The 21,011-nt window shown below is 62.3% G+C and carries 18 protein-coding genes; 5 read left to right on the forward strand and 13 right to left on the reverse strand.

Annotated features, from left to right (window positions below):
• From VWY34_RS10440 to VWY34_RS10450, 3 genes are read right to left on the reverse strand one after another with little or no spacing between them, the layout of a single operon-like run.
• Positions 1 to 1,557 carry a monovalent cation/H+ antiporter subunit D gene (locus VWY34_RS10440; protein WP_416544237.1) on the reverse strand — a complete coding sequence of 519 codons (1,557 nt, stop codon included), beginning with the start codon at positions 1,555 to 1,557 and terminating at the stop codon, positions 1 to 3.
• Positions 1,554 to 1,907 (reverse strand): Na+/H+ antiporter subunit C, encoded by a 354-nt coding sequence (locus tag VWY34_RS10445; RefSeq protein WP_340545289.1) that lies wholly within the window; start codon positions 1,905 to 1,907, stop codon positions 1,554 to 1,556. Before VWY34_RS10445 ends, VWY34_RS10440 begins: the two co-directional genes overlap by 4 nt.
• A 2-nt stretch (positions 1,908 to 1,909) precedes the next feature.
• Positions 1,910 to 4,771: a monovalent cation/H+ antiporter subunit A gene (locus VWY34_RS10450; RefSeq protein WP_416544238.1), complete on the reverse strand. Its 2,862-nt coding sequence runs from the start codon at positions 4,769 to 4,771 to the stop codon at positions 1,910 to 1,912.
• A 264-nt stretch (positions 4,772 to 5,035) separates the two neighbouring features.
• On the opposite strand from VWY34_RS10450, the gene VWY34_RS10455 reads away from it, so the two are divergent.
• Together VWY34_RS10455 and VWY34_RS10460 are read left to right on the forward strand one after the other, a co-directional pair.
• The gene (locus VWY34_RS10455) at positions 5,036 to 5,599 is read left to right on the forward strand and encodes a rhodanese-like domain-containing protein (RefSeq protein ID WP_416536210.1); all 564 of its coding nucleotides are present in this window, start codon (positions 5,036 to 5,038) and stop codon (positions 5,597 to 5,599) included.
• On the forward strand, positions 5,599 to 6,459 hold the full coding sequence (locus VWY34_RS10460; protein ID WP_416544239.1) for an alpha/beta hydrolase family esterase: 861 nt from the start codon (positions 5,599 to 5,601) through the stop codon (positions 6,457 to 6,459). The genes VWY34_RS10455 and VWY34_RS10460 overlap by 1 nt, the downstream gene beginning before the upstream one ends.
• A gap of 126 nt (positions 6,460 to 6,585) precedes the next feature.
• Here VWY34_RS10460 and mdoH read toward each other — a convergent pair whose 3' ends face one another.
• From mdoH to VWY34_RS10510, 10 genes are all read right to left on the reverse strand, one after another.
• Positions 6,586 to 8,496 (reverse strand): glucans biosynthesis glucosyltransferase MdoH, encoded by a 1,911-nt coding sequence (gene mdoH, locus VWY34_RS10465; protein WP_416536206.1) that lies wholly within the window; start codon positions 8,494 to 8,496, stop codon positions 6,586 to 6,588.
• Entirely contained in the window at positions 8,493 to 10,016 is a 1,524-nt protein-coding gene (locus VWY34_RS10470; RefSeq protein WP_416544240.1) for a glucan biosynthesis protein, read from the reverse strand. The genes mdoH and VWY34_RS10470 overlap by 4 nt, the downstream gene beginning before the upstream one ends.
• Positions 10,013 to 11,284 (reverse strand): OpgC family protein, encoded by a 1,272-nt coding sequence (locus tag VWY34_RS10475; protein ID WP_416542416.1) that lies wholly within the window; start codon positions 11,282 to 11,284, stop codon positions 10,013 to 10,015. The genes VWY34_RS10470 and VWY34_RS10475 overlap by 4 nt, the downstream gene beginning before the upstream one ends.
• 23 nt (positions 11,285 to 11,307) lie before the next feature.
• Positions 11,308 to 12,672, reverse strand: a complete 1,365-nt coding sequence (locus tag VWY34_RS10480; RefSeq protein WP_340545296.1) for a tetratricopeptide repeat protein — start codon at positions 12,670 to 12,672, stop codon at positions 11,308 to 11,310.
• Positions 12,673 to 13,040: 368 nt separating this feature from the next.
• On the reverse strand, positions 13,041 to 14,261 hold the full coding sequence (locus tag VWY34_RS10485) for a CaiB/BaiF CoA transferase family protein (protein WP_416544241.1): 1,221 nt from the start codon (positions 14,259 to 14,261) through the stop codon (positions 13,041 to 13,043).
• The gene (locus VWY34_RS10490; protein ID WP_416536198.1) at positions 14,248 to 15,912 is read right to left on the reverse strand and encodes a thiamine pyrophosphate-binding protein; all 1,665 of its coding nucleotides are present in this window, start codon (positions 15,910 to 15,912) and stop codon (positions 14,248 to 14,250) included. Before VWY34_RS10490 ends, VWY34_RS10485 begins: the two co-directional genes overlap by 14 nt.
• Positions 15,913 to 15,993: 81 nt before the next feature.
• Positions 15,994 to 16,431 carry a DUF302 domain-containing protein gene (locus tag VWY34_RS10495; protein ID WP_340546304.1) on the reverse strand — a complete coding sequence of 146 codons (438 nt, stop codon included), beginning with the start codon at positions 16,429 to 16,431 and terminating at the stop codon, positions 15,994 to 15,996.
• Between the two features lie 223 nt (positions 16,432 to 16,654).
• Complete coding sequence (locus tag VWY34_RS10500) at positions 16,655 to 17,725, reverse strand: YeeE/YedE family protein (protein WP_416544242.1); 1,071 nt, start codon at positions 17,723 to 17,725, stop codon at positions 16,655 to 16,657.
• 86 nt (positions 17,726 to 17,811) lie between these two features.
• The gene (locus VWY34_RS10505) at positions 17,812 to 18,147 is read right to left on the reverse strand and encodes an ArsR/SmtB family transcription factor (protein WP_340546305.1); all 336 of its coding nucleotides are present in this window, start codon (positions 18,145 to 18,147) and stop codon (positions 17,812 to 17,814) included.
• Positions 18,148 to 18,166: 19 nt separating this feature from the next.
• On the reverse strand, positions 18,167 to 18,646 hold the full coding sequence (locus VWY34_RS10510; protein WP_340546306.1) for a hypothetical protein: 480 nt from the start codon (positions 18,644 to 18,646) through the stop codon (positions 18,167 to 18,169).
• Positions 18,647 to 18,959: 313 nt separating this feature from the next.
• Between VWY34_RS10510 and VWY34_RS10515 the strand changes: the two genes are divergently transcribed.
• The 3 genes from VWY34_RS10515 to soxX all read left to right on the forward strand — a co-directional run bounded on the left by VWY34_RS10515 (position 18,960) and on the right by soxX (position 20,988).
• Complete coding sequence (locus VWY34_RS10515; protein WP_340545300.1) at positions 18,960 to 19,697, forward strand: cytochrome c biogenesis CcdA family protein; 738 nt, start codon at positions 18,960 to 18,962, stop codon at positions 19,695 to 19,697.
• 37 nt (positions 19,698 to 19,734) lie between these two features.
• Positions 19,735 to 20,310 carry a thioredoxin family protein gene (locus VWY34_RS10520; RefSeq protein WP_416540306.1) on the forward strand — a complete coding sequence of 192 codons (576 nt, stop codon included), beginning with the start codon at positions 19,735 to 19,737 and terminating at the stop codon, positions 20,308 to 20,310.
• A 201-nt stretch (positions 20,311 to 20,511) separates the two neighbouring features.
• Positions 20,512 to 20,988, forward strand: a complete 477-nt coding sequence (gene soxX / locus VWY34_RS10525; protein ID WP_340545302.1) for a sulfur oxidation c-type cytochrome SoxX — start codon at positions 20,512 to 20,514, stop codon at positions 20,986 to 20,988.
• Positions 20,989 to 21,011 lie beyond the last annotated feature (23 nt).

Raw genomic sequence — 21,011 nt, forward strand, 5'->3', positions numbered from 1 at the left:
TCAAAGCCCCCCAAGGACGGTTTCGATGTAGGCGGTTGGGGTGAACAGCTGGGCCGCCGTGGCGTCGGCATAGCGGGTCATCGGCCCGGCAAAGACGGTGAGCAGCACAATCGCCCCCATCAGCCCAAAGCAGACAACAAGCGGCAGGACCGGCGCCGCCGCTGGGGCTGGGGTGGCGTTACCGTCGAGAAGATCCTCGTCACCTGCATCGGATGCGACCGTGCCGTCGGTTGCCTGCAGGCCATGGCTTTTCCAGAAGATCAGCGTGCCTGCACGAGCCAGACCAACGATGGTCACAAGCGAGCCGAGCAGAATGACCGCCCAGATCCACCAGACCAGGTCATGATCGCGCGCGGCATCCATCACCAGCAGCTTACCAATGAAGCCGGAGACTGGTGGCATACCGGCCAGCGCGATAGCGGCGATAAAGAACATCACCGACAGCAAGCCGCTCTGCGGCATCAGACGAAGGGCGGCAATAGCACCGCCCTGACGTTCCATGACCTGATCGGCAATCAGGAACATCAGCGCCGTCGCCAGCGTCGAATGGACGATGTAGTAGAGAGCGGCTCCGGTTGCGGCAGGGGTGAACAGGGCAATGGAAATCAGCAGTGTCCCCATCGAGGTGATCGCCCCAAAGGCGACCAGTCGCCCGATCTCGCGCGAGCCGAGAACACCGATGGCGCCGACGACCAGCGTGACCATGGCGGCAGGCAGCAGCCAATCGCCGACCAGCCCTTCGGTGATCGCAACATCCGGGCCAAAGATCAGCGTGTAGACCCGCAGGATTGCATAGGCGCCGACCTTTGTCATGATCGCAAACAGCGCGGCCACCGGCAGCGGGGCATGGCTGTAGGAGGCGGGCAGCCAGAAATGCAGCGGCAGCACCGCAGCCTTGATCGCGAAGACCAGCAGCAGCATGACCGCACCAACGCGCAGCAGGGCGGTTTCCTCGCCCGACATCTCGGCCACGCGCACCGCCAGATCGGCCATGTTCAGCGTGCCGGTAACGGCGTAGATCGTGCCGAGCGCAAACAGGAACAGGGTCGAGCCCAGGAGGTTATAGACCACATATTGCACGCCGGCCTGAAACCGCTTGGCGCCGCCTGCGTGGATCATCAACCCGTAGGAGGCAATCAGCAGCACTTCGAAGAACACGAACAGGTTGAAGGCATCGCCCGTCATGAAGGCGCCGAGAATGCCCATGATCTGGAACTGGAACAGCGCGTGGAAATTGGCGCCGCGAGAATCCCAGCCGGTGCCAATCGCGTAGAGCACGACAGCCAGCGCCAGAACCGATGTCAGGACGATCATCATTGCCGACAGGCGATCCAGCACCAGCACGATGCCAAAAGGCGCAGGCCAGTCACCCAGCTCATAGACCTGCACGGTGCCGTCGGCGGCCTGCGCTGCCAGCGCCAGGGTCAGGCAGAGCACCAGCAGGCTGCTGGCGACCGAGAAGATCCGTTGCAGGTCCAGATGGTAGCGCAGGACCATGATAATAAAGGGCGCGACGATTGCCGGCAGGACAATCGGCGCAATCACGAGGTGGTTCATGCGTCATCTCCAACTTTGGCATCATCATCGCTGAGATTGATCCGGTCATCCTGCGACGACAGATAGGCCCCCAGCGCAATCATCACCACAACGGCCGTCATGCCAAAGGAGATCACGATTGCGGTCAGCACCAGAGCCTGCGGCAGCGGGTCGGTATAGGGGACCTCTTCGTATTTATTGAGGATCGCAGGGGCGTTGGTCATCAAGCGGCCAGTGGCAAACAGGAACACGTTCACCGCATAGGAGATCAGTGACAGCCCGAGGATGACGGGAAAGCTGCGTCGGCGCAGGATCAGGTAGATGCCGGCCGCGGTCAGGACGCCCACGGCCGAAGCGACTAGAATTTCCATAGTCAGCCCTCGTTCTCGGTCATGGCCACGTCATCGCGGGCCGGGTTGATATCCATCGCGTGGGTGCTGTCGGTGCCAGGCTGCCAGGCAAAGCGTGACAGGCTCTCCAGCGCCAGCAGCACAGCGCCAACAACTGCCAGAAACACGCCAAGGTCGAACAGCGCAGCGGTTGCCCATTCAAATTCTTCCAGCGGTTCCCAGTGGATGTACCCAAAGGCGCTGGTCAGGAAGGGCTTGCCGCTGAACCATGATCCCATGCCGGTTGCGGCGGCGATCAGCACACCGGATCCGATGATGCCATGATAGGGGTAGCGCTGCCGCTCGGTCGCCCAGGCAAAGCCCGACGCCATATATTGCATGATGACCGCAATCGCCGCGATCAGCCCTGCGATAAAGCCGCCACCGGGCAGATTGTGCCCCCGGAAGAAGATATAGGCCGCCACCATCAGCGCCAGCGGCATCATCACGCGGGTCGCCACCACCATCATCATCGGATGCGAGTCACCGGCCTGCGGCAGATCGGGCTTGCGGTTCAGCAGATAGGCCCGCACGCGGGTGCCCAGCACCGCCTCGGTCAGCGCAAAGATCACCAGCGCGGCAATGCCAAGAACGATGATCTCGCCAAAGGTGTCGAAGCCTCGGAAATCCACCAGGATCACATTGACGACATTGGTGCCGCCGCCGCCCTTGTAGGAGTTTTCAAGGTGGAAGCCGGAAATCGTCTCGCCGATGAAATCACGGGTCATCAGTGCATAGATCAGCCCCGCAACCCCAAGGCCTGAGATGCCGGCAATGGAGATGTCACGCAAGCGGGCGCCGCCAGAGCTTTCGACCGGGGTTTCCTTGGGCATGAAGTTCAGCGCCAGCAGCATCAGAATGATGGTGACCACTTCGACCGAAATCTGCGTCAGAGCGAGATCCGGCGCTGACATGTAGTTAAAGCCCATCGACACCACCAGTCCAACAACGCCGATCAGCACCAGCGCCAGCAGGCGGTTGCGGTGCATGGCAACCAGAAAACCGGTTGCGATCAGCAGGCTGGCCCAGCCAAGGATCGGGATCAGCCCGACATCCTGAAGGCTGCGGGTCGGCGCCGCCAATGTGCCGGATTGATAGGCATAGAAGGACAGTACCGCGGTAAAGGTGATCATGATCCCGGCATAGCGTGGCATCGAGCCGTTGTGCATACCGTCGGTAATGGCACGCGAAAGCCGTGTGAGCGCGCCGATCAGCGCCTCGAAAATTACCTTCGCCTCCGGGCGCGGTGCGGAATCCCACATACGCATCAGCGGTTTGTGCAGCATCAGCAGGACGACACCCCCGGCAACCGCCGCCATCGACATATAAAGCGCCGGAGTAAATCCGTGCCAGAGTTTCAGCGAATAATAGGGCAGTTTCTCGCCACCAATCACGGCAGAGGCCGCAGTGGCCACCAACGGCCCGACGATCTTGGCCGAGAACAGGCCGATCAGCACGACAAGACCAACCAGAAACGCTGGGGCCAGCCACATGCCGGTGCCGGGATCATGCGGGGTTGCAGGGTAGTCGTCACGCCTTGGCCCGAGGAAGACATGGGCGATGAAGCGGAACGAATAGGCGGCGGAGAACAAGGCCCCCAATAGCGCTAGACCCGGCACCAGATAATGTGAACCCGCCCAGACCGTGTGAACGGTTTCCTCCAGCATCATCTCCTTCGACAGGAAACCGTTGAAGGGCGGAATGCCAGCCATCGACAGGGCCGCGACTGTGGCGATGGCAAAGGTGATCGGCATCAGGTGCCGCAGGCCGCCCAGCCGTTTGATGTCGCGGGTGTGGGCCTCGTGGTCGACAATGCCCGCGCTCATAAACAGAGCCGCCTTGAAGGTGGCATGGTTGATGATGTGGAAAACGGCGGCGACGGCAGCAAATTTGGTGCCAAACCCCAGCAGCATGGTGATCAGGCCCAGGTGGCTGACGGTGGAAAACGCCAGAAGCGCCTTCAGATCATCCTTGAACAGGGCAATGATCGCCCCCAGCACCATCGTGATCAGACCCGTCGTTGCGACGATGTAGAACCATTCCGGCGTACCCGCCAACACAGGCCACATCCGCGCCATCAGGAACAGGCCTGCCTTCACCATGGTTGCGGAGTGGAGATAGGCTGACACCGGCGTCGGTGCGGCCATGGCGTGCGGCAGCCAGAAATGAAACGGGAACTGCGCCGATTTGGTGAAGGCGCCAATCAGGATCAGGATCAGGGCCGGCAGATAGAGCGGCGAGGCCTGAATGACCTCCTTTGCGCCTAGGATCACGGTCAGATCATAAGACCCGACGATATTGCCGAGGATCAGCATGCCACCGATCATGGCAAGGCCACCGGCGCCGGTAACAGTCAGCGCCATTCGCGCGCCCTGACGTCCTTCGGGCAGATGCTTCCAGTAGCCGATCAGCAGGAAGGAACTGAGCGACGTCAGCTCCCAGAAGATCAGCAGCAGCAGAATGTTGTCCGAGGTGACAATCCCCACCATCGCGCCCTGAAACAGCAGCAGATAGGTGTAGAAATTACCCATCGGATCCTCGCGCGACAGGTAGAACCGGGCATAGAGGATGATCAGCAGGCCAATTCCAAGGATCAGCCCGGCAAAGAGAAAGCCCAGGCCGTCGAGAAAGAAATTGGCATTCAGCCCAAGCGCCGGCAGCCAGTCGAATTGCGCCTGAATAACTTCGCCGCGCATCACCGCCGGGGCGTGCAGCATCAGTCCGACAAACGCGAGCAATGTTGTCAGGCCTGCCGCCGATGCCGAGGCATTGCGCCCGGCACGGATCAATAGCGCGGGGAATACCGCGCCGAGAAAGGGCAGGGCTGCAATCAGGAACAGGGACACGTGCGGTTCTCCTCCATGCACAAGGCCAGATCGTTTGGTGCCTAAGCAATTTTTCGCAACTGTGCCAGCCCCGACCGCGCCTGCAAACCCTGCAAAGGCAGCGATCCGGTGAGTTTTTTGCCCGCCGCAGCAATTTGGCGCGGCCCGGTGTCAGGTTGACAACAACTTGATCACCATGCGGGATGTCTCAGGCTGAACACTTTGCAGGAACCTGCTAGGTCTTGGGTCATGTAGGACGGCGCCGGCAGCGCGGGGAGAGGCCAGATGTCGCATTCTCAATCAAAACGGTCAGATAACTCCGGCCCTCAGACTGATGGCGCGGACAGTGACCCGGCAGCTGAGGCGGAGGCGGGTGATCCGTTGATCTCGCGGCGTCGATTGCTTCAGGCCGGTGTGGCCTTCGCCGGGATCGCCATTGCGGGGGGCGGTGGATATACATGGTGGCGCAGGCAACCCCCGGCCCATGACCGTCCCCGCCTGTCGGTTGAGGACGCATTTGCCAGGGCCAAGGCGGGGGAGCTGATCCTGGTAGATATCCGCACACCGCGTGAGTGGCGGGCCAGCGGTGTGCCAGTGGGCAGCCATCAGATCGACATGCGGCGTGAGGATTTTCTGGCCGCGCTTGATCGCGTCACCGGTGGTGATCGCAGCGCGCCGCTGGCCCTGATCTGCGCGCGCGGTGTGCGCTCCGCCCGGGTGACGCTGGCGCTGGACGCGGCCGGTTATACAAATGTGATCGACGTGCCGGAGGGGATGCTCGGCTCCGCCGCCGGGCCGGGATGGCTGCGCAGCAATCTGCCGGTCGCGCGCTGGACGGGGCAGGGCTGATGAAACGGGTGATAGCAGGTATGGGGCGCCTCTGGCCGGGCGTAAGCGTTGCTCTGTCGGGCCTGCTTTTCGGCTCGGCGGTACAGGCTGGATGCGGGCCCCTCGCCGATGCCTGCCAGATTGACGGGGGCGACTATCACATCGTGCTGCCGGATACCGGCGATGAGAAAGCGCTGCCGGCGGTGATGTTCCTGCACGGCTACGGCGGGTCGGGTGAGGCTGCACTGCGCAATCGCGCGATGGTCGATGGGTTGAACGATCGGGGCTACGCGGTGATCGCCCCCACGGCGCTGCCGCGTAATCCCGGTGGCCCTCGCTCTTGGGCGTTCTTGCCGGATTTCGGTGGTCGCGACGAATCCGCGTTTCTTGAGGCGGTGCTGGCAGATGCTGAACATAGGTTTAACATCGACCGGAAATCCGTTGTTTTATCAGGATTTTCCGCAGGTGCCTTCATGGTCAGCTATCTGGCCTGTGCAACCCCCGATCAATTTGCCGCTTACGCAACGATTGCGGGCAGTTTCTGGCGGCCGCAGCCTGAGAGCTGCACCGGTCCGGTGCGTTTGATGCACACTCATGGATGGCGCGATGAGGTGGTGCCGCTGGAAGGCCGATACCTTGGCAATCGTCGTTTTCAGCAAGGAGATATCTTTGCCGGGCTTGAGCTGTGGCGCGATACCAACGGCTGCACGACACATGCGCCAAGCCACAGCGGATCTGAAGGTGGCACCCTGCGGCGCCGATGGGCCTGCGGTACAGGCGCAGATATCGACGTGGTGCTTTTCGACGGCGGGCACCGGGTGCCGGAGGGCTGGGCCGCATGGCTTGCCGATTGGTTCGAGGATCGCCCGCTGTCGCAGTAGTGCGACATATGGCGTCGATGAGGCGGCTGTGAATTCTCAATAAAAAATTCCGGCGAAACCTGATGTTTCCTGCCGGAATTTTCAATTTAATGCAAATTGTGGATATTTTCGCCTGAACTGTCTTTTTTACTCAGCGGCTGTGGGATGGGCGGGGGATCGCTCCAATGCCAGGCGCAACCTGTCCCGTCTGGCACGGGCGATGCGGGTGATGCGGGGCTCGTTATGGACCTCACGGGTGGCCAGAAGGGCTTTGGCAAAGCGCTGCAACGGTACGCCCGACAGGGCCGAAAGGGGCACCGCAAGGATCAGCGATACGGCGATTGGCAATAGCCAGACGGATACCACGCCGGCAAGAATCCCCGTCCACAGCGCGATGCCGCTGACGGTTTCCAGCGCGTGGCAGGTGAACAGCGTGCGCCAGGAGTAGCTGCCACCGTCGCGTGCCTGCGGCGCCCATCCCTTTTGGAGGCCAAAGGCGGTGCGCAGCACCGCGATCATCTGCTGAACCATCAGGATCGGCGCATAAAGGATCGCGAGCAGGATTTCCGTCAACAGTGACAGGGCAAAGGCGCCCGCGCCGCCATAGTCGGAGAAGCGGCTCCCGGTCATCGGCAGCGCCGCCACGGCCAGAAGCTTTGGGGCGAGCAGCATGGCATAGATGAGCAGGATCACCAGCACATGGCGCGGCTCTGACATGTCCGGCCAGGAGGGCATCAGCGGATTGGTTTCACTGAAATAGGTCAGGACCGAGGCTTCCTCGCCACGTCCGATCAGCGCCCAGATCACCAGCAGGGCGAACCAGACTGGCGCCATCAGGTAGCCGATGGCCCCATGCAGCAGATGAAAGCGTGACAAGGCGCGAAACCCCTTGGCGTTGAGCAGGTTCAGGTGCTGTAGATTGCCCTGACACCAGCGCCGATCCCGCAGCACATGGTCAATCAGCGTCTGCGGAGTTTCTTCGTAAGACCCACGAATGCGGGGCAGGAACTGCACGCTCCAACCGGCGCGACGCAGCAGCCCGGCCTCCACGAAATCATGGCTCATGATCAGCTTTTCACCACCAAAGACAGAGCGCAGCGGCGGCAACCCCGCACAGGCGGCAAAGGCACGGGTGCGGATGATCGCATTATGCCCCCAGTAATTGCCTTCATGCCCTGCCCAGCGCGCCAGACCTTCGGCCAGAGCCAGGCCGTAGACGCCATTGGCAAACTGCTGCATCCGGCCAAAGACGGAATGCGCACCTATCAGCTGCGGATAGCTCTGGATCAGACCTGCGCCGGGATCACGAGCCAGCGCGTCGGCCAGATGGGCAATCGCGCGCCCGGTCATCAGGCTGTCGGCATCGAGCACCAGCATCGCGTCCCAGCCGGCGCCCCAGCGGCGTACCCAGTCGGCGATATTGCCGACCTTGCGTCCTGCGTTGTCATCGCGGCGCCGATAATAGAGCTGGGCCCCTGCGGGGAGCATACTGCGCAGGGCCTCGACACTGGCACGTTCCTCTGCGGCGATGGCATCGTCGCGGGTGTCGGACAGGATGAACATTGCATAGTCATGGACACCGCCGCGGGCGTGCAGCTCTTCCAGCATGGATTGGGCATTGCCAAGTACATACCAGGGGACCTCGTTGTAGATCGGCATCAGGAGCGCGACCTTCATCCGCTGCGGGCGGCCTCGTCCCAGCGCGCGGGGGCGCTGGGACAGGCCCCAGAGACCCAGAAGAACGGTAGAGACCGAAAAGCAGATCCAGAAGAAATTGAACGCGATCAACACCAGAAGTGCGACCTCCAGCATGGAAAACCCGTCTGCCGCGAACCAGTCCTTCATACCCCAGGTCAACAGCCCCGTAGCGGCCATCGCTGGAGAGAAGGCCAGAACACGCCATAGCGCCACCTGACGCTGGCTTGACTCGCTGGGCTGTCCGCCGGTTGCCACGCTGTCACCGGGTAAGGGGCAGGCGTGATCCTGAAAATGGGCACCGAAATTCTGCTCTGGCATAGCCAGCGGTTGTTCCGGTGGGGTCAGGGAGAAATTGGTCATTTGGTCCACCGGTAAAGCCAGACTTCGGAGGCGGGCTGATCACCCTTTCGCAGTTCAGCGCGCAATTCGACGTGGTCGCGTTCGCCCGGGTCAAAGGCAAAGGCCAACCGCACCCCGCCAGTTTCCGGGTTTTGCTGCAAGACGCCTTCGGTTGGGGTGACATGAGGTGACGTGATATGCGCCTTTAGATCATCAACGCCACCGGCAAACAGCGGATGGGCGGCGAAATCGATGGTGATGATCCGACCCGGATCACCAAAGATGCGCGCGCCCGCGGCGGTGTTGATCACCTGTGGCACCGGCAGATCCGGGCCGTTGCCCCAGGTCAGCCGATAGTCAATGGCAATCTCTGAGCCAGGGGCGTAGCTGTCGCGGGGGCGCCAATAGGCCACGATATTGTCGTAGATTTCCTTGTCCGCCGGGATTTCGACCAGCGTAACGGCGCCTTTGCCCCAATCACCCTTCGGCTCAACCCAGAGCGCCGGGCGCTGGTGATAATGCGCTTCCAGATCCTCATAATCAGACAGCAGCCGCGGGCGCTGCATCAGGCCAAAGCCACGCGGGTTTTCATCGACAAAGGACGACAGCTGCAGCGTCTTGGGGTTGGCCAGTGGGCGCCACAGGGTCTCGCCGTTGCCGTTGACCACCAGCAGACCGTCGCTGTCGTGAACCGCAGGGCGGAAATCGTCAAACCGGTTGCGATTGGTCTGATCAAACAGGAACATCGAGGTGAGTGGTCCAAGCCCGATATTGTCCAGTTCCGCACGTGCAAACAGGCGCGCCTCGACATCCATCACCGTGTCTTGCCCCGGCAGTATGTCAAACCGGTAGGCCCCGGTGACAGACGGCGAATCCATCAGCGCATGGACGATCATGTTCTTTTGGCCGGGAACTGGAGCTTCGAGCCAGAAGGCAATGAATTCAGGGAATTCTTCGCCCTTGGAGGTAGCGGTATTCACCGCCAGGCCGCGCGCCGACAACCCATAGGTATGTGCAGCCCCGATGGCCCGGAAATAACTCGCGCCCTGGAATACGCAGAATTCCGTTTTCTTGCCGGGTTCCTTCAGATCGGTCCGCAGCCGGAAACCGGAGTAGCCGAGGCTGTCGTCGACGCTCAGGTCGGGGGCTTTGTCGGTTTTGTCAAACAGCGAGAGGTCAAAGGCCACCGGCTGGGCGAGGCCGTTTTCCACGGTGTAGATCTCGACCGGGCGCGGGAAATAAAGGCCGGGCAGAAAGAAATCGACATTGTAGCTGCGCGGGGTCTTCGACCAGAGCGCATCGCGGCTGCGGAACCAGCGGGTCTGGTATTCCTCATAGGTCTGCTCCTGCCAGTCCTGCGGCACGCTGGGGCGGGGCGCGTAAGGGGCGGCCGCCAACTCGCGCGCCAGCGCCACAACCGTTTCGCGCGAGAATGCAGGGCCTCCGGTCGCACGCGCAGGCGAGGTCAGCGCGGCAAGCGCAAGCGGGGCCGTGCTGGCCAGGGCGGTTGCCAGAAAGGTGCGTCGCGAGAATTCTTTCATCTCTTGGTTTTCCATGGATGTGATTTGAACCAGGCAGCGATATAGGCGCAGCCGATGATCAGGCCAAACCCGGTGAGGTTAAAAAATGCAGTGGTCATGATCGACCTGTCGGTGAGATCCATGGCAAAGCCCAGCAACCGGGCCAGCGCCATGGAAAACACAAAGACCGCAAGCGATTGCTGACCGACTTTGGTGATCAGCGACAGCAGCACGGCCCAGATCCGGGCGGGCGTGGATTGCCCGGAGGCGATCAGACGGCGACCGCCTTCACCCGCAACCACCCAGCCGAGGTAGGCCAGCGACAGGAAATGGCCATAGCGCAAAAGGCCAAAGTCGGTTTTTTCCCGCCATTCGGCTGTCAGCTGCCAGGTCGGTCGGATCAGCTCCGCCAGACCGGTGTTCCAGGCTTCGACCCAGAGGAAGACTTTCCAGGAGCCGAAGGGCGCTAGCAGGAGCAGATAGGCCGTGGCTATGATCATCAGTCCGCGTGAGACCGGCGGGGCGGGCAGCCAGCCTTTCATGAAGGCAAAGCCGGTGAAGAACAGCAGCTGCCAGCCAAAGGGGTTGAAAAACCATTCGCGGCTCGACCAGGGTTCGGCGGAGAGCGACAGCCCATTCGGCCCGAGGCCAATCATATACGGGTTGGCCAGCAGCCAGATCGCGATCGAGGTGGCCGCCACAGCCCAGACGCCGACGCGTTCCAGCCCCATCATCAGCGGCATCAGCCCCAACACGACGAGATACATCGGCAGAATGTCAAAGTAGTTTGGCACGTAGCTGAGCGTCATCAGCCCAACCAGCTGCGGCACCGGGTTTTCAAAGAACGGCAACAGGTTCAGCGAGGCAATATAGCTCTTGTCAAAAGCCCCGTAGAGATCCAGCGCCGCCATGGTGGTGGCGAGAAAGACAAACAGGCCGATATGGGCCCAGTAGACTTGCCAGCAGCGAAACACCACGCGCGCGCTGCCAATCAGCCAGCCGCGGCGGGCAAAGGTGCCGCCAAAGGCGATGGCCGAGGCCATGCCCGAACAGAAGACAAAGATCTCCGTCGCGTCGGAGAAGCCAAACCGGGCCGGAATCCAGCCGGTCCAGCGGTTCCCGGGAATATGAGCGCACAGGATGATGAACATCGCAATGCCGCGGTAGAAATCCAGCCGGGGATCGCGAAGCGCGCGGGTCTGCGCGTCCGATTGCGGGGCAACCGGGCGATTGGCCACTGGAGTGGTCTCGGTGCCCTTGGCACCGGGAAAGGGCGAGATGGTCGCCATAGGCTGTTGTGTCCTTACTTTTGTTATTCTGCCGGGACGCTTTGCGCGCAGGGCGCGCCACGTCCGGCAGCGATCAGTGCACGGCGCGCCTGTGCATAGCTGTCCTCGGCGCCGCCCCGCTGGGCGCGCCGTTCGTTGAGGATGGCCTCCACCGCGTCCAGACGCCCCGCGCGGATGCCCGCATCAATGGTCACGCGTTCGAAAACGTCCCGCTGGGCATGGCTGCCCCCTGCCAGTTGCAGGGAACTGCGTCCGCTGGCGAGATAGCCGAAGGCTTCGCTGTAGTTACCTTCGCCAAAGGCCTCGAGCCCCAGCGCAAGGCCGCAGCCTGGCGTTGCCATGCGGCCATCGCTCTCGCTGGCGCCGCGACGCGCATCAGCGTGAATCCGCTGCACCAGCTGGCCAGCCTCAACCTTGCGATCATCGCCCACCAGGGCAAGAAGATAGTGAAGATCAGCAAAGATCAGGCAGCCGTCTTCGGTCCGGTTGGCACAGAGTTCTGCGAGTTCTTCCCAGCGGTCACCGATTGCAACGCCCTCCAGCTCCAGCCGCATCAGCAGTGAGGTGGCGTTGGAAATGTCACGGTAATCATCGGTTTTGTCTTTGCGGATCTCGTGATCGTATAGCGCCAGCACCTGTTCGGTCTGCCCCTGATCCAGATGCATCAGCGCCTTGTGCCACCAGACGTGGTAGCGAAAGTTGTTGCAATGTGCCCAGGCCTCTTCGCGACCGGTCAGCCAGTCAAGCCCGGCACGTGAGTTGCCCGTCATATCATGGACATGGGCCACCGCATGCAGGCCCCAGGCATCATCCGGTGCCATCCAGAGCGCCTGACGCCCGGTTGCTTCGGCTAGGTCATAAGCGCCGGTTTCCTCAAGCGAAAAGGCGTGGCATCCAAGCAGGTAACCGCGTCCGGCGTGATCCGGCGCATAGGCGGGCAGGACCCGCTCGATCGACCGGCGCATACCGGCGCTGTCGCCCAGGATGAAGCGGATCGCGTGGCTCAGCTTCATCGCCAGCGCGTCCTCGGGGTGGCTGCGCAGCACGGTCTCCATCTCTGCAATCGCCAGCGATGGACGGCCCTCCAGCCAGGCACCGAGCGCCGCGATATAGTGGCGTTCGCGTGGCAATGCACCATCCTCGGCGGCCTTGGCCGCAGCATAGGCGTCGCGTGCGGCCTGCATCAGTTCTGCCCGACCCAGCAGCAGCACAAACATGCCCTTGGCCGCCTGGGCCATGGCAAACTCCGGTGCAGCCTCCAGCAGGGCGCCCAGATGTTGCGGCGCGGCAGCGCCGTGAGACAACACCCCCATCTGAACGCAGTTCCAGTTCTCGAGCGCCGCGGCGTTTGTCAGGCTGGTGTCCTGGCCAAAAATATCTTGCATCATCGTTTGTCCGATCCGTGTCAAAAACGAAAGCAGAGGTGCTTTGTCGTCGAGCCTAAAGCACGGCCGCGCGTCTCGCGATGCCCGCTCGCGGTTTGGTGAAGCGGCGTGTGCAATCTCGCCGGATTAATGGGCCAACCATATTGATTGACAGCGATTTCCCGCATTTTTTGTAATCTGGCAAGCCCGTGCAGCGCGACTTTGGCCGAAGACCGCCAGTTTCTGTAACACTCGGCCAGATCCTGCCGGTTGCAAGCCCGAGAAACAGGCGTTTTCTGCGGTGTCTTAAGGGGATAGCAGAGATATTGAGCAGGCAGTCGCCCCCGGGTGATGGGGCTTCTGCCTGTTCTCGGTGGCGGCGCGCCGCTGTCTTAGTTGTCGTCTTCCGAAAACGGGTCCGCGGTCCTGGCTAGGAGGTCGCTGTCTGCACCGCAGATTGGAGGCGCATGGCGGTAGGTCACCGGCGTCCGGGAGAATTTGAGCGGATTGCCAAGCAACCGCACCGGCCCCGCCGCCGAGGACATTTCAATTGTCATATCCCGCGCCGCCACCTGATCAGAGGCAAAAACCTGATCGAGCGTCTGCACCGGTCCTGCTGTCACCTTGCGGGCCTCCATCGCGGCGATCACCTCATCGGTGCAGTATTGGCGCAGCGCCGGTACCAGGATGTCGGCGAGCGCGTCGCGGTGCTGCAAGCGGGCCGGGTTGGTTGCAAAGCGCGAGTCCCGCGCCAGCCCGTCCAGACCGAGAAAAGATAGGAAGCGGCCAAATTGCGCGTCATTGCCGACCGCGAGGATCACATGGCCATCTGAGGTCTCATATAACCCATATGGCACGATGCTGGGATGCTCATTACCGCGCCGTTTGGGGGCGCTGCCAGTGTTGAGTGTTGCCACACCTTCGTTGATCAGCCAGGCGATCTGCGCATCCACCAGCGCGATATCGACCTGCTGGCCTTCGCCGGTCTGTTCCTTGTGGCGCAGCGCTGCGAGGATGCCGACACAGGCATACATGCCGCACATTACGTCGGCGATGCCGACGCCAACCTTCATCGGTCGGCCCTCAGGCTCACCGGTGAGCGACATGATCCCGCCATAGCCCTGTGCCATCAGGTCATAGCCGGGTTTATGGGCATTGGGTCCAGTCTGGCCGTAGCCGGAGATCGAACCATAGACCAGATGCGGGAACTCTGCGTGGAGGCTCTCGTAGTCGAGGCCGTATTTGGCAAGCCCACCGGGTTTGAAGTTTTCCAGCAGAATATCGGCTTCGGCGGCGAGACGACGTATGACCTGCTGGCCCTCGGCCGTGGCGATGTCCACCTCAACCGAACGCTTATTGCGGTTTGCGGCCATGAAATAGGCCGACAGATCCGACTGGTGACCGTCTCCATCCACCACATAGGGCGGCCCCCACTGCCGGGTGTCATCGCCCCCGGTTCGCGGGTTTTCGACCTTGAGCACACTGGCCCCCAGATCTCCCAGCATCTGGGTGCAGGTCGGCCCTGCCAGAATGCGGGACAGGTCCAGCACCTTGATGCCGGTCAGCGGGCCATGAGGCAGCTTGGCTTCGGATGTCCGGTCAGATGAGCCCATCATAGGCCTCCCGCTCGAATTCTGCGGCAATGACGGTGAAACGCTCGGCCTGCTGTGCCTCTTGCAAGGCAGCGCGCAGGCCTGCGCGGTCGCGGACCCTGACGCCATGGCCGCCAAAGGCCCGGCCCATCGCGGCAAAGTCGTGCTGGCCGAAGTCGACGCCAGCGTTATCCAGCCGTCGCTGTCGCTGCTTCAGATCGATCAATGCGAGGCTGGCATCGGCGAAGACAACAAAGATCGGTGCAACGCCAAGCTCGGCGGCGGTGGACAACTCGCCCGCCACCATCAGGAAACCCGCATCACCGGAGAAGCTGACAACCGTGCGCTGCGGCTCTGCCAGTTTGCGGCCGATGGCCATCGGCACCGCGCAGCCCATGGTGCAGAGGCCCGAGGATTGGATCAGGGCGCGAGGCTCATGGCAGCTCCACATCTGCGAGAGCAAGATCCGATGGGCGCCGCTGTCTGCCGTCGCCAGCGTATCGCCGGGCAGGGTGGCCTGACATTCGGCAACGATCGCAGCGGGTCCCCAGTCCGCCTGCGGGGTGAAGGCGGAGCGAAGGGCTGCCCGGGCCACCTCAGGCTGACCTTCGGGCCAGCGCTGCGGGGACGGCTGTGTGTCATCGGCGAGCTGCGCCCCAACCGTCAGGGCACGCAGACTGGGCGCAAGACCGGCAACCAGCGTCAGAGTGGCCGCGTGCATGTAGTGGGTGTTGTCCTCGGCGCAGATATCAATCACCCGCTGGCGGGAACAATCCCAGGCGTTGCGCCAGCCCGGGCGCATCTCGATTGGATCGTACCCCAGCGCAAGAACCAGATCGGCCTCGCGCACCAGCGGCAGCAGGTGACGATCGGCGAGCGGCGACAGCCCGGCGCCGCCAAGGCAAAGCGGGTGCTTCTCAGGCAGGATGCCCTTGGCCTTGTAGCTGGTTACAAAAGGGATCTGGTAGTGTTCGAGAAAGGCCAGAAGCGGCGCGGATGCGGCCTCGGCAACAGCGTCAAGACCGATCACCGCCAGCGGGCGCTCGGCCTCGGTAAGCCACGCGCGCGCCTGCGCCAGGTCAGCGGGCTGCGGTTGCGTTGCTCTGGCAGGCGCGAGGCAAGGACGGTGGGTGCCGGCAGGGGAATCGGCGACGGAGATCGGCACATCGATATGCACCGGCCCATTGCGCGGCGCGGTTGCGATCCGCACCGCCTTGTCGGCGATCACACCCGCAGCCTCGGCGTCGAGGCGATAGCTGGCCTTGGTGATCGGGGCAAAAACCGCCTGGTGGTCCAGTACCTGATGGGTATAGGTGGCCGCTTCCGCCGCATCCACACATCCTGTCAGCACCAGCATCGGCACCCGGTCCTGATGCGCATTGGCGACAACGTTCACCCCATTGAGCGCCCCCGGGCCCAGCGTGGCCACAAGGATAACCGGTGCGCCATCGCTGTGGTGCACGCCTTCGCCCATGAAACCGGCGCTGTTCTCGTGTTTGGCAAGGTGAAAGCGGATGCCCGCCTTGGTCAGCGCATCGACAAGCGTCAGCACTTCGCCACCGGGCATGCCGAAGGCATGGCGGCATCCGGCGGCATATAGTCGCCGGGCCAGCACATCCGCCGCGCGCAATGGTTCTGTGGCCGTCGCAGCCGCGGTGTCGGTCTGTGTCATGAAATCCACCCTTCGTGAACAAGTGCCGCCAAATTGCCGGAACCGGGCAAGGTTGCAAGCCTCCTCACGCGGGTGTGAGCGTCAAGGCGCCGAGCGCGCCGCATTTTGCGCAATGGCATCAAGATGTTGGTCCAGCTCTGCCGCGATATCGGCGAGATCAGCCCCGCCTTCATCGAGATAGGGGGCAAAGACATGGGTTGCGGTTTTATAAGAAAGCGTCGCCAAGCCATCTTCGCCTTCGGTCACATAAAGGCGGATCGGGGCTTCAATCATTGCGGCGGTGGAATGGCTGAGGACCCGCACCGCATAGTCATTGTTGAAAACACCGATCACCCGGTTGCCGGGTATGGTAATGCCACGGGCCGCAGCGGCCTTGGTCGGCCCGGCCTGCGTCACCACGACAAGACCCTGCGCCTTCGTCGCCGCAATCACATCTTCGACCAGCTGCGGGTAGGGCTTGCGGGTCTGGTGAACGGCCCAGCCCTGGCGCTTGGCCAGCGGTGCGGCGGTCGCAACCATCGTATGTGACCCTGTTGCGGCAAGCAGCACGAAGGCCAGTGCCGCAGCGAACAGATGGCTGCGGCGGGGGGGCATCGGACCCATCACGTTTTGAAACATGGCGGTGATCTCCTGTCGTTGCTTACGAGGTTAATGCCTCGGCGGCTGCACCGCAGTCACATTGTCGTGCAGCCGGTGCGAGCCACGCGGCAGGGCAGTCAGGTGGTGCAGCCAGGCGGTACAGTCAGGCGGCGCGGCGAAAACCGGTGATCAGCTGGCGCAGCCCAACAGCGGCCCCGGCAAAGATCGACAGAAAGGTCACCGGGGCAGAAATCGACAACAGCGAAAAGGCGCTCAGCCCCTGGCCGACCGTGCAGCCCATTGCAAGGACCGCGCCGCCCCCCATGATCGCGGCCCCGATGATCTGGCGGCGCAGCTCGCGCGGGTCGTCGCAGGCCTCCCAGCGGAAATGCCCCTTGATCAGCGAACCGATAAAGGCACCGAGCCAGACGCCGCTGACCGAGCCGACGGCAAAGCTGATCGGCCGCAGGCTGCCGGTCATTGTCCACATGATGGTTTCGCCAAGCGGCGCGGAGAAGGAATGCGAGACCAGAGGTATCGCGTCAAACCCCGTCCGCGCGATATGGCTGCTACCTGCCCAGCCGCTGATGATGGCAAACGCCACCAGCGCAGCCCAGCCAATAGCGGCCGGAGACTCGCGCACCTCACGCCCGAGGATGGATATCAGCAGGATCGCACCGCCGATGGCTAGGCCGATAGCGCTGACCGACGCTCCAAGATGGTTGGCCAGATGATGGGCGATGCCGGCGGGCAGATCATCGGTGATGCTCTGTTGCCGGAAAAACAGGTTGCGCAGCGGGGCGAGAGGGCCTGTCAGCACGACAAAGGTCGATACGCCCATCACCAGCACGATGACAAAGCTGCGCAGATCGCCGCCGCCGAGCCGGGCTATGGCACCATAGCCGCACATCCCGCTCAGGGCCATGCCATAGCCAAATAATAGGCCGCCGCCGATAGAGGCCAGCGGCATCCAGCGAATGGCAAGATATTGCGACTGCGCCGGGTCCAGCCAGCCTAGAGCCATGAGGCCAAAACTTCCCAGGATTGCCATGCCGATTGCCATGCCCCACATCCGCAGACGCAGGGACGAGCCGCCATAGAGCAGATCCTCGATGGCGCCCAGCGTGCAGAACCGCCCCAGCCGCGCCGCCAATCCCAGCAGGACGCCGCCAAACACCCCCAGCAGGGCGGTCAGTTGCGTATCGCTCAGGAGGTCGGACAGGGGGGTGGGCATCTTGTGCGGGTTCCGCCGGTGAAAGAGCTGCGGGGCTGGCGGCTGAAGGTTCCGCTGCCAGTGTGGCCGGGCCGACCGGTCGTCGGTCAGTCCTCCTTGCAGAACAGCTCGTAGACCACTTCCAGGATCCGGCGCGGACGATCATCTGCCAGCCGGTAATAGATCGCCTTGCCCTCACGGCGTGGAATGACCAGACCTTCCAGACGCAGGCGTGACAGCTGTTGGGAAACCGCCGCCTGACGTGCGGAGAGCAGCTCTTCCAGCTCGGTCACCGATTTTTCACCCGACACCAGATGGCACAGGATCATCAGGCGTCCCTCGTGGCTGATCGCCTTCAGAAAATTCGAGGCGCGGGTGGCATTGTCCACCATCGTATCGAGATCTTCGGGGGCCATATCGGCGGAAAACTGTGGCAGGGCCATATCGGTGTTCTCTCCTGGTTCAACCATTGGTGGCCATCGGGGCGGGCTGCTGGTCGGGGGCGTGTCCCGCGTCTGGTTGCTCGGCAGCGGGCGGGACAAAGCCTGCGTGCGCCTGCAGCAGACCGGAAATCAGCGGCCAGAAGAAATCCTCTCCCGGATAGCCTTCCAGTCTCGCCATCTCATGGCCGCCCTCAACGATCAAGAAGGTTGGCGTGAATGTGACCCGCCGTGACAGCGTCAGATCTTTCGGCATGTCGCGCAAATCTGCCCGGCGCAGCGGGGCAAAGGTGCCTTCGGCGGTCTTTGGATAGATCGGCGCAATCTCCGCGTCCCAGCGTTCGCACCAGGCGCAGCCCGGCTGCTCGACCATCACCAGCTCTGCGGCATCGCTGGCCGATGCGATCAGCGGCAATGCCGCCATGACAGCGACCTTTGCCAGCGCCGAGGCAGCGGCGCGGCAGCTGCGATAGGGCAGGGAGGTCAGCGAAGAAAAGGCCATGATGCGATTTGTCTCGATGATCTGTGTGGGGGCCGTGAAGTACGATGTCTGAGCCACGGCCGGTGATTGACGGGTCGGCATGAAGGGTGTCTATATGTACTACGTAATTTGAATATGTGAATAGTACAAGTTTCTACCGGGGTGACCGGCGGCCCGCGCATCTTGTTGGAGCTGTGCCTGATTTGGGCAATCGCGGCTTGCACACGGAGATCGACCGCCAGCAGCCGACAGAAGATACTTCTCGGCGCGATGTGGATCGGCAACTGTGGTCTTGTCTGGTTCGAACGCAGAAGATGGCAAGGGGCCTTGATACATGCTGGAAATCTCTTTGTTCGGAGCGCTTGTTGCGGGGCTATTGTCATTCTTCACGCCCTGCGTGCTGCCCATGGTGCCGTTTTACCTCTCCTATATGGGGGGGCTTTCCATCGCGGAGCTGCGCAGCGACGGCGAGATCGCTTTGGGCGCGCGGCGGCGCCTTGTGCTGGCGTCGATCTGCTTCGCCGCAGGGGTGACCACTGTCTTCGTGCTGATGGGAATGGGAGCCACCGCACTGGGGCAGGTGTTTGGCCAATATATGGATGTGCTGGCCTATGGCGCTGCGGTATTGCTGCTGGTCTTTGGGCTGCATTTTCTGGGGGTCCTGCGGATTCCACTGCTTTATCGCGAGGCTCGGATCGAAAGCACCGCGCCGCCCGCGACCTTGGCTGGCGCCTATTTGATGGGATTGGCCTTTGGCTTTGGCTGGACACCCTGCGTGGGGCCGGCCCTGGCCTCGATCCTGATGATTGCCTCTGGCCTTGGCGATATCTGGCGCGGCGGGCTGCTGTTGCTGGTCTACGGCGCGGCGATGACCGCGCCCTTTGTGGTAGCGGCGCTGTTTGCCGGGCCTTTTCTTAGGTTTGTGGCCCGCCACCGGTCTGCCTTTGCCTGGGTGGAAAAGGGGATGGGCGTCATGCTCATCATCTTTGCGGTTCTGATCGCCACGGGCAGCGTGCGTTATATTGCCGAGGCTATGATCCGGTGGTTCCCGGGTTTTGCAAGTATCGGCTGAGCGGCCCAGAATGGCGGCCGTATTGGGAGGGTAAGAGATGAAACGACTAATGATCGGACTGTTGTGGCTGCTGTGTGTCGGCTCTGCGGGGGCGGTGGAGCTCGGCGATGATGGCCTGCACAAGACCCCCTGGATGCGCGAGACCTTCAAGGATCTGCGCGAGGATCTGGACGAGGCCAATGCCGAGGGCAAGCGGCTGGTGCTGTTCTTTGAACAAAGGGGCTGTGTCTATTGTACCAAGATGCACGAGGAGGTGTTCCCGACACCCGAGGTCGGGACCTACATCGGCGACAATTTCTTTGTGGTGCAGCTCAATCTATATGGCGATGTCGAAGTGACGGATTTTGACGGTGAAACCCTGTCGGAGAAGGACATGGCCCGAAAATGGGGCGTTCTGTTTACCCCGACAATGATGTTCCTGCCGCAGGAGGTGCCCGAGATTCCGGCGCCGCAGGCCGCGGTGGCGATCATGCCCGGTGCCTTTGGGGTCGGCACTACGCTCGATATGTTCACATGGGTGAACGAAGAGCGCTATTTGCTTGATAACGGAGAAGATTTTCAACGTTACCATGCCCGCCGCATCCAGGAACGGAACAACGGCTCCACCGATTGATACCGGTGGTTTGATCGTCTTTGCAGCAAAGATGGCCTTGCCTGCGTGCCGTCGGGCAGACGAGGCCGGATAGGTTGAACGGTCGAAACGACATAATGAAATTCAAATTACTGAATTTGATGTTGCGTTAGCCGGGTGAGGTCGCCTAGGGTAAACGCCAGCGAAGCACGCCAAAGCGCGTGGGAGCCAATGGGAGGAAACATGAAGCAAATATCTCTGACACTGGCAGCCTGTCTGGCCGGGACAGTTGCGTTTGCCGCTGAGATCGCGCCGAAAGAGGTCGCCTATGACGACGACGGCGCTGTTGCCGTATCGCTCAGCGGAGCTGCCGGGGATGCCGCCAGCGGCGCATTGCTGGTTGGCGATAAATCCAAGGGCAATTGCGTGGCCTGCCATCAGGTGTCCGCGCTGTCGGATGTGCCGTTTCACGGTGAAATCGGCCCTGCGCTGGATGGTGCCGGCAGCCGCTGGAGCGAGGCGGAGCTGCGCGGTCTGGTGGCCAATGCCAAGATGACATTCGACGGCACGATGATGCCCGCCTTTTACAAGGTCGATGGCTTCATCCGGCCGGGCGATGCCTACACGGGCGAGGCGGGGACCGAGCCGCTGCCGCCGATCCTGACCGCCCAGGAAATCGAAGATGTGGTCGCATTCCTTGCGACCCTGAAAGAAGACTGACGCAAAGGACCGGGATCTTTTGC

Origin of the sequence: Phaeobacter sp. JH20_02, from assembly GCF_048056915.1 — a bacterium.
Classification (GTDB): Bacteria; Pseudomonadota; Alphaproteobacteria; order Rhodobacterales; family Rhodobacteraceae; genus Phaeobacter; species Phaeobacter bryozoorum.